The organism is Salinivibrio sp. IB643 (assembly GCF_001996105.1).
GTDB classification, from domain to species: Bacteria; Pseudomonadota; Gammaproteobacteria; order Enterobacterales; family Vibrionaceae; genus Salinivibrio; species Salinivibrio costicola.
In genome coordinates this window covers 1-7,601 of record NZ_MUFF01000049.1, presented here as the reverse complement: position 1 = coordinate 7,601, position 7,601 = coordinate 1, and the positions used below count along the sequence as shown (strand labels likewise).

7 protein-coding genes are annotated in these 7,601 nt (G+C 45.8%); 4 read left to right on the top strand and 3 right to left on the bottom strand.

Annotated features, from left to right (window positions below; all coding sequences use genetic code 11):
* Nucleotides 1–245 precede the first annotated feature (245 nt).
* A complete protein-coding gene (locus BZG77_RS13800) occupies nt 246–560 on the bottom strand; it encodes a hypothetical protein (protein WP_077647655.1) in 315 nt (104 codons plus the stop codon).
* Nucleotides 561–704: 144 nt separating this feature from the next.
* Between BZG77_RS13800 and BZG77_RS13795 the strand changes: the two genes are divergently transcribed.
* Nucleotides 705–1,895 (top strand): FIST signal transduction protein, encoded by a 1,191-nt coding sequence (locus tag BZG77_RS13795; protein ID WP_077647654.1) that lies wholly within the window; start codon nt 705–707, stop codon nt 1,893–1,895.
* Nucleotides 1,896–1,900: 5 nt separating this feature from the next.
* On the top strand, nt 1,901–4,012 hold the full coding sequence (locus BZG77_RS13790) for an ATP-binding protein (RefSeq protein WP_077647653.1): 2,112 nt from the start codon (nt 1,901–1,903) through the stop codon (nt 4,010–4,012).
* Nucleotides 4,013–4,294: 282 nt separating this feature from the next.
* On the opposite strand, the gene BZG77_RS13785 is transcribed toward BZG77_RS13790, so the two are convergent.
* Complete coding sequence (locus tag BZG77_RS13785) at nt 4,295–4,585, bottom strand: DUF3634 family protein (RefSeq protein WP_021023215.1); 291 nt, start codon at nt 4,583–4,585, stop codon at nt 4,295–4,297.
* 29 nt (nt 4,586–4,614) lie between these two features.
* Entirely contained in the window at nt 4,615–5,064 is a 450-nt protein-coding gene (gene matP / locus BZG77_RS13780; RefSeq protein WP_077460551.1) for a macrodomain Ter protein MatP, read from the bottom strand.
* A gap of 187 nt (nt 5,065–5,251) precedes the next feature.
* On the opposite strand from matP, the gene BZG77_RS13775 reads away from it, so the two are divergent.
* Both BZG77_RS13775 and fabA read left to right on the top strand, forming a co-directional pair.
* Nucleotides 5,252–6,907 carry an AAA family ATPase gene (locus BZG77_RS13775; protein ID WP_077647652.1) on the top strand — a complete coding sequence of 552 codons (1,656 nt, stop codon included), beginning with the start codon at nt 5,252–5,254 and terminating at the stop codon, nt 6,905–6,907.
* A gap of 68 nt (nt 6,908–6,975) precedes the next feature.
* Nucleotides 6,976–7,491, top strand: coding sequence for a bifunctional 3-hydroxydecanoyl-ACP dehydratase/trans-2-decenoyl-ACP isomerase (gene fabA, locus BZG77_RS13770; protein ID WP_077460553.1), 516 nt, complete (start codon nt 6,976–6,978; stop codon nt 7,489–7,491).
* Nucleotides 7,492–7,601 lie beyond the last annotated feature (110 nt).

The following is a 7,601-nucleotide window of genomic DNA, read 5'->3' as shown; positions in this document are numbered from 1 at the left end:
GTTACAGTTTAACACTAAAAACTTGATTATTAATGCGTTTTGATTCTTCCCCTAAAAGAAAGCAAACCAGTGGTGATAAAACTTCGCACTTTTCACGCACTGATAATGTTTCATCACCACTGTTAAAATTGTGATCCAACCAGAAAGTGACACTGTTAATCCGTTGCAAGAAGTTTGTGTCCGGTATGTCATCGAGACGGGGCTTTATTAGCCCCCCATGTGGAGAAATCATGACACAAGCCGCGTCAGCTTGACAAATGATCTAAAACTGGATACCCCAACAGTCGCATGTACCGTTCACCGTCTTTGGCAACCTGAACTACGCCAGTTAGCGGTGCAAGTTGAGATACACTTTGCGATAAGGCAGCGGTAAGAGCGTCGACGGTAAGCGCCGGAACTGATTTAAATCGAACTCTAGGTTCATGAGCAACGATATCAAGTGCAGAGGCCTGATTGTGATCAATAATAATGGGGGTATAGCCTTGAGCGGCAAGTTGATAAGCAATCGTGGCGCCTAAAGTGCTCGCGCCACCCAATAGCGCAACGGGTCGACAATCCATGTTCAACGCTCAATTGATATAAAGGGCGTATAGGATACGTCAGTTTAGAATCTATTTCAGCCACCGAGAACAATGAATTGATCGCTTGATACATGTATCATTAGTACTGTCATACACTCATATTCCTATCAACGTAACGGTGACATGAAGATAGCAACGGCACGAACTCAAGCTGATGACGCAGTACAAGCCGCCTATGCATTGGCGCGCACCATCAAAACGCGTATCAGTACGCCTAAGATTTTGATGATCTACTTTACTGAGCATTATGACGTTCAAGCGCTTCAACGTACCTTATATCGTCTTTTTCCGGGCGTACCACTCATCGGCTGTTCTACGTGTTATGGCGTGATGACCCAAAATGGGTGTACCAGCGGTCCTGCGGCAGCTATCTGGGCATGCAGTGATGATAAAGGCAGTTATGGCTCAGCCCTGGTCTCTCATCAAGCACACCGCCATGTGCGTGATTCAGCGCGTATGGCACTGAATCAAGCGATTGAAGAAAGTGGGCGATGCGGCGAGTTACCCAAATTGATTGCGTTGCACAGCACGCCTGGTCAAGAAGAGGCAACCTTATCGGCAATCCAAGAAGAGCTAGGCGTGTCTGTTCCCGTTATCGGTGGTTCGGCAGCGGCAGAAACAGTCGGTGGAAACTGGGCTATTTTCGATCATAAGCAAACGGCAACGTCCGGCATCGCGATCAGCGTTTTTTATCCCTCAGCTCGGGTCAGTTACTCGTTCCATTCTGGCTATGCGCCGACTCAAAGGCATGCGACGGTGACGGATGTGCGTGGTCGCGCATTGGTGAGCTTAAATCATCAACCTGCTGCCGAAGTGTATAAACGCTGGTACGAGTCAGAAACTGGATTGACTCTTGATCCTACAGATTCGCTTTTCTCTCAATCCACGCTTTATCCGCTAGGCACTCAAACCGGCACAATACATGGTTTGCCATACTACACATTGTCGCATCCGACATTTATTAATGCGCAAGGTCATATGGAGTTATTTTCTCAGCTTGAGGTTGGCCAAACTGTCTATTTTATGTCGGGAACCAGCGAGGGACTCATTTCGCGAGCCAGTCGAGTAGTGGAGTCAGCAAATGATCATGCACTGTGTCAGCCTGAGCCTCTGGGTGGATTAGCGATCTACTGCGCTGGATGCATGTTGCATGTAAAAGATCGCCTTGACCAAGTGGCTGAGAATATTAATACGGCCTTGTATAACGCTCCTTTTGTATGCCCCTTTACGTTTGGCGAGCAAGGTCTCTTTAAAGGGGGAGAGTTATCTCACGGTAACTTAATGATCTCGGCTGTGCTATTTCACAAGGATTAATCAAGATGTCGAAACGCTTATCGGCTTCTGAACGTTCAGACTCTGAATCTTTGCAAGAAACCTTATTTGAACTCAGCCGCGTTGAGGCCAGAGAAAAACGGTTAAGAGAAGAGAACGATGCAATTCTGTCTGCCATTTCTGCTATGGCAGAAGCCACATCGAAGACAGATATCTTTGCGTCATTGCTCGACGTTATTCATCGCTATGTGAATTTTGATAGTGCGGTCGCGCTGAGTCGCAATCGTGAAACGGAAGATGCGTTTCGCTGTTTAGTGTCTACGGAGCGATTGCTAGAAACGGTAACGTGGCAAACAGGGGACGTGTTTCACCGTTGTGTAAAAGGAGAGACGGTTGCCATTTATAAGCCAAGCATGATCAAAGAGCTTCACTGCTTAACCCATCAATATGCCAGTTATCTTCAAGGTACAGCACTGATCAGCGGCTTAACGGTCAATGACAGCGAAGTCATGCTGATTTTATTTTCACATCGTCGTGATTCGTTCAATAACGAAGCTCAGCAGGTCGTCGATCGATTTCGTCCATTGATCGAGCGGACCATTATGGATATCGACTATCGACACCGCTTGCATGCACTTGTCAGTAGCCGAACCCAGGAGCTTAATGCTAGTCGTCAACGCTTCCAGGATTTTGCACAAACAGCAAGTGACTGGTTTTGGGAGCTTGATAATGCGTTTCAGCTCACGTATCTATCTTCGCCTAATACAGATATCCATATTGATGCCGAGGCATTGCTGGCGAAAATAAAATCAGATAAAGAATTAAAAGCACGGCTTGAACAGCTTATATCCCGCGAAGAATCTTTTAGTGACATTGAGTGGCATATTGCATCTCGTGCGCATGACTACTGGGTAAGCCTCTCTGGCCGACCTTGCTACAATAAAAAAGGGCAATTGTCAGGCTATCGCGGCACCGCCAAAGATATTACCGCCACCAAGCGTCGCGTTGTCGAGCTACAACAAGCGCGTCGTCAGGCTGAACTGGCCAATAACGCCAAATCACAGTTTCTTGCTGTAATGAGCCACGAAATACGGACGCCGCTAAATGCGGTATTGGGCTTGATTGATGCACTACAACATTCGCGGCTAACCTTAGAGCAAAAAGAGTGGGTAGGGCAGATGGATAAATCCGCTCAACTGCTATTGACATTAATCAGTGATGTGCTTGATTTATCTAAAATTGAGTCAAATCGTTTTTCCCTCTCTCCCTCCTTAATGAAGCCAAGTGACTGTGTCACTAACGTTTATCAACAGCTCATTGAACGTGCCGATAAAAAACGTATCCATTTATCCGCATCCGTGTCTCCCTCTGTCCCTGATACGCTTTATATGGATGAGAATCGCTTTACTCAGATTTTACTTAACCTAATAGCCAACGCGTTAAAGTTTACCGACCAAGGCGGTGTGACAGTGTCACTTAATACGGATGGTGATGTACTGATCCTGAGGGTAAAAGACTCGGGAATTGGCATTGATGAAAGCCAGATTGGACGCATTTTCGATCCCTTTACCCAAGCAGACGGTAGCATTACTCGTCGGTTTGGTGGAACAGGCCTAGGTTTATCCATCTGTAAAAAACTGGTTGAGATGATGGGTGGACGTATCGATGTAGACAGTGAGCTTGGCCAGGGCACAGACTTTTGTGTTCGCTTGCCCATTGTTGCGACCCCACAAGATGCCGAAAAACATCAGCCAACGCCGGCGATACCGGCAGGCAATGTGCAACCTATGGTGATTTTAGTCGTTGAAGATAGCCGCGCCAATCAGATGGTTGTGCGTTTGATGTTAGAAAAGCAAGGCCACACCGTGGTGCTTGCATCAAACGGCGAAGAAGCGCTAGAGCATGTAAAGCAGACTGAATTTGATATTGTTTTAATGGATATGTCGATGCCAGTCATGGATGGCATTGCCGCAACAAAAGCGTTACGCGCATCTGGCTTTAAGCAGCCCATTATTGCTTTAACTGCCAATGCCATGGACGAGGACAAGCAACGCTGTGTTCGGGCTGGCATGAACGACTTTGTCACTAAGCCAGTGCGAGCAGCGAGTCTGAGTGCGGTGCTTTACACGCATCAGCCGTTAACGCTTTCTGATCACTAATTACCGCTAAGTTGAATCGAATTAGACCAAACGTGTTGGAATAATGACGATTAAAGGAAGTAGTAATTAGCTATTTTATGGTAAATAGCTAATTACGTTCAATGGCAATCAAAAAGAGCAGTGCGCGATAGCATGACCCCACATAGAAACCTTATTCAATACTTTATTTAACATAACATACATAATGCGCACTGATGTTGGGAGTGTAAATGAGTTATTTAGTCATGTCTGGTTTGAGCCATTCACGCCGTATCGCCTCGATACTCAATGTGTGCATTGTGATTATTTAAATGACTGATGCGGGAACACATTTTTAATTCGTTGCTGAGTACGATGATCAATACTGCGCGACAGCACGACTTTTGCGGGCTTAAACCGATTGCTATATACCTTTACTGTCCCCGTAAACGGATGACGTTTAGCGATATCTTGGCAATCATGTAAAAAACCTTTCGGTACTTTGCCTTTATGGCGCACTAATTGGCCATCCTTAAACGCTATCACCAGCAATGGCCGGTCGATCAACATAAATGCGAGAAATATGGCAAAAGAAATCAGTAAAAAGTAGCCCATACTGCATGCTCACTTATTGATAAAAGATTTTACATATCCAGCAAGTTGCTAAGATCTTGCTTTAGCGTATCCACTTGCTTATTGGCACTTTCTGAGCGGTTAGCCTCAGACAACAAATATTCAATCGTGTCAGACAAGGTCGCATCAAGCTCATGGGCCTTTTGCGACAGCTTTTCCCATACGCGATAGTCTAAATCGATCGACTTTTTACGCGTTTGCTCTTGTTCAGCATTAAAGTGGCGTTTTCGCTTGGCACGAATGGCTTGCTTGAGTTTTTTATCTAATGATGGCGCCATGTGCTTGTCAATCCACTGTTCAACTCGCGTGGGTTCATGCTCAAGGGCCAGCAATGCATTAACGGCAGTATTTGCCTCGTCTGCGTCGATGTATTTTGTGACAGCGTCACCATCTTTCCATTTTTTTACCAAATAGGCCCATTTCCAGCCTGCTTCAAGGTTTTCGAGTTGTTGATATTTCATATGCCAAGCTTCAGTCACGCCAATGAGTGACAGCGTAACACTAACTCGCTGCCTGTTCAATTATCACACACCTAGATACGCACCCTACCCGTTGGTTATTTATCCCTTCGTTATGGCGCCATTTTATTACCGTAGTGTGTTATCCTTTACGCTTTAACCATTCTAATCTTAGTCAGTAATCATAGACATGCATGAAGTTGATTGGCGTGATGCCAAACCACATTATTCTCAGTTTTCCCCAGACATCGCACAGTTTGAGTATTTAGAGGCCGCCACGCTACTGTCGCTGCAGTCACGTTTAACCCAGGCTCTGCAGTGGTTGATGTCATCTTCGTGCCCGACACGTTGCCTGACCGTCATGTCTGCTGATCTTCCACACTATCTTAATGCATATCGGGATGAGCTAGTCACAAAATGCCCGAGTTCGCCTGTTTTAATTGGTGAGGCCGTTACAGAGTCGACGCTATTCGGGTTTGCTTATGATAATAATAAAAATGTGACAGCGTCACAAAAAAAATTGGGCTTACTCCATCAAGCCAACGGTGGCGTTTTAATTTTAAAAGTTGCCGATATTTTGCAACAACCTCGTGTTTGGGTGCGTCTGAAGCAATTTTTGTCGACAGGTAATCTGGCTTGGCAAACAGCGCGTCCCGATCAAATAACCGAATTGCCCGATGAAAGCCTTGATGTTCGACTGGTATTGGTTGGCGATAGGCAGTGGCTGGCCGATTTTGAAACCAACGAGCCTGACCTTTACGATGGCTTATCTGCTTATGCTGAATATGAACAAGACATTGAGCTCAACGCAAGTAATATCACGCCCTACTTTTCTTGGTTAAAAGGTATTGTCACCACACTGACCGCTTTAAGTGTCTCCGACTCCGCGCTGGTGCGTTTACTCCAAGCGGGTGCACGAGAAAGTGAAGATCAGTTACGTATGCCACTTTGTCCTATTTGGTATCATCAATTATTGGCTGAATCACTGATGACGGTCGATGAGGTATTAGACGGCAATGCGATTGATGCGGCCATTACGCGCCGTTATCAGCGAGCTGCGTATTTGCCAGAGCGTGCCATTGAAGACATACACAAAGGACAAGTTTTTATTGATACGCGCGGTGAACATATTGGTCAAATCAATGGTCTCACTGTGATTGAGGTGCCCGGTCATCCATTGAGCTACGGCGAGCCAGCTCGGATATCATGTGTGGTTCACTCTGGCGACGGGGATATTGCCGATGTTGAGCGCAAAGCGGAATTAGCCGGCAATATTCACGCTAAAGGAATGATGATTATGCAAGCCTTTGTGAGCGTGGCCCTAAATCTTGATGATCCCCTGCCTTATTCGGCATCCATTGTGTTTGAGCAATCTTATAGCGAGGTCGATGGAGACAGTGCATCATTGGCCGAACTGTGTGCTTTTGTAAGCGCCCTTTCTCAACAACCGATTAATCAAGCCATTGCGATAACGGGAGCCGTCGATCAATTTGGCCGCGTTCAGGCCGTTGGCGGAATCAACGAAAAAATCGAGGGATACTATCAAGTTTGCGCACACCGAGGATTAACTGGCCAGCAAGGTGTGGTGTTACCGAAAACGAATCTATCATCCCTTTGTTTACGCAATGATGTCGTTGAAGCTATTAAAGCCGGACAGTTTCATATTTGGGCGGTAGATGATGTCGAGCAGGCTCTACCTCTTGTGACGGGTCTCCCATTCTCAGGAGAAGAAGACGAGACATTACTAAGAAAAATATCTAATCGAATAAATCATTTTCATACTGATGAAAAACAAAGCTGCAACAGTTTGTTTAAACGCATAAAAAACTGGTTTGGCCAGTACTGATCCGAGTTGTTTGGCGTACACGTGTACGCTAAGCTGCTCGCAATTGAATAAGGAGCAGTTTAGATATAATGAAACGCCAAAATTCCTATAATCGCGATGATCTACTCGCATCGAGCCAAGGTGAGCTTTTTGGTCCAGGACGTCCACAGCTTCCTGCCCCTAACATGTTGATGATGGACCGTATCACCAACATTACCGATCAAGGCGGTGATTTTGATAAAGGCATAATTGTCGCTGAATTGGATATCAATCCCGATCTATGGTTTTTCGATTGTCATTTCCCTGGTGACCCTGTTATGCCTGGTTGTCTGGGTTTGGATGCGATGTGGCAGCTAGTTGGCTTTTTCTTAGGCTGGATCGGTGGCGAAGGCAAAGGCCGAGCCCTCGGAGTTGGCGAAGTGAAATTCACAGGCCAAGTTCTCCCTACTGCTAAACGCGTTCGTTATGAGATTCATATGAAGCGTGTAATTAATCGCAAACTAGTAATGGGTGTCGGTGATGGCCATGTCTTTGTCGATGATAAAGAGATTTACGTCGCTAAAGATTTAAAAGTTGGTCTTTTCCAAGACACATCAGCATTCTAAGTGTTTCAGTAAAGCCGGTGCCTTCGCCGGCTTTACTTTTATTTGTTCTCCCCCGTTAATTTTCCCTTTCCCTTTCCCTTTCCCTTTCCCTTTGTAGACCTAGGTTAACG

Excerpts from the sequence above, each read along its gene's own strand:
- BZG77_RS13790 (WP_077647653.1), top strand. The coding sequence starts at position 1,901 with ATGTCGAAACGCTTATCGGCTTCTGAACGTTCAGACTCTGAATCTTTG.
- BZG77_RS13800 (WP_077647655.1), bottom strand. The coding sequence starts at position 560 with ATGGATTGTCGACCCGTTGCGCTATTGGGTGGCGCGAGCACTTTAGGC.
- fabA (WP_077460553.1), top strand. The coding sequence starts at position 6,976 with ATGAAACGCCAAAATTCCTATAATCGCGATGATCTACTCGCATCGAGC.
- matP (WP_077460551.1), bottom strand. The coding sequence starts at position 5,064 with ATGAAATATCAACAACTCGAAAACCTTGAAGCAGGCTGGAAATGGGCC.
- BZG77_RS13795 (WP_077647654.1), top strand. The coding sequence starts at position 705 with ATGAAGATAGCAACGGCACGAACTCAAGCTGATGACGCAGTACAAGCC.
- BZG77_RS13775 (WP_077647652.1), top strand. The coding sequence starts at position 5,252 with ATGCATGAAGTTGATTGGCGTGATGCCAAACCACATTATTCTCAGTTT.
- BZG77_RS13785 (WP_021023215.1), bottom strand. The coding sequence starts at position 4,585 with ATGGGCTACTTTTTACTGATTTCTTTTGCCATATTTCTCGCATTTATG.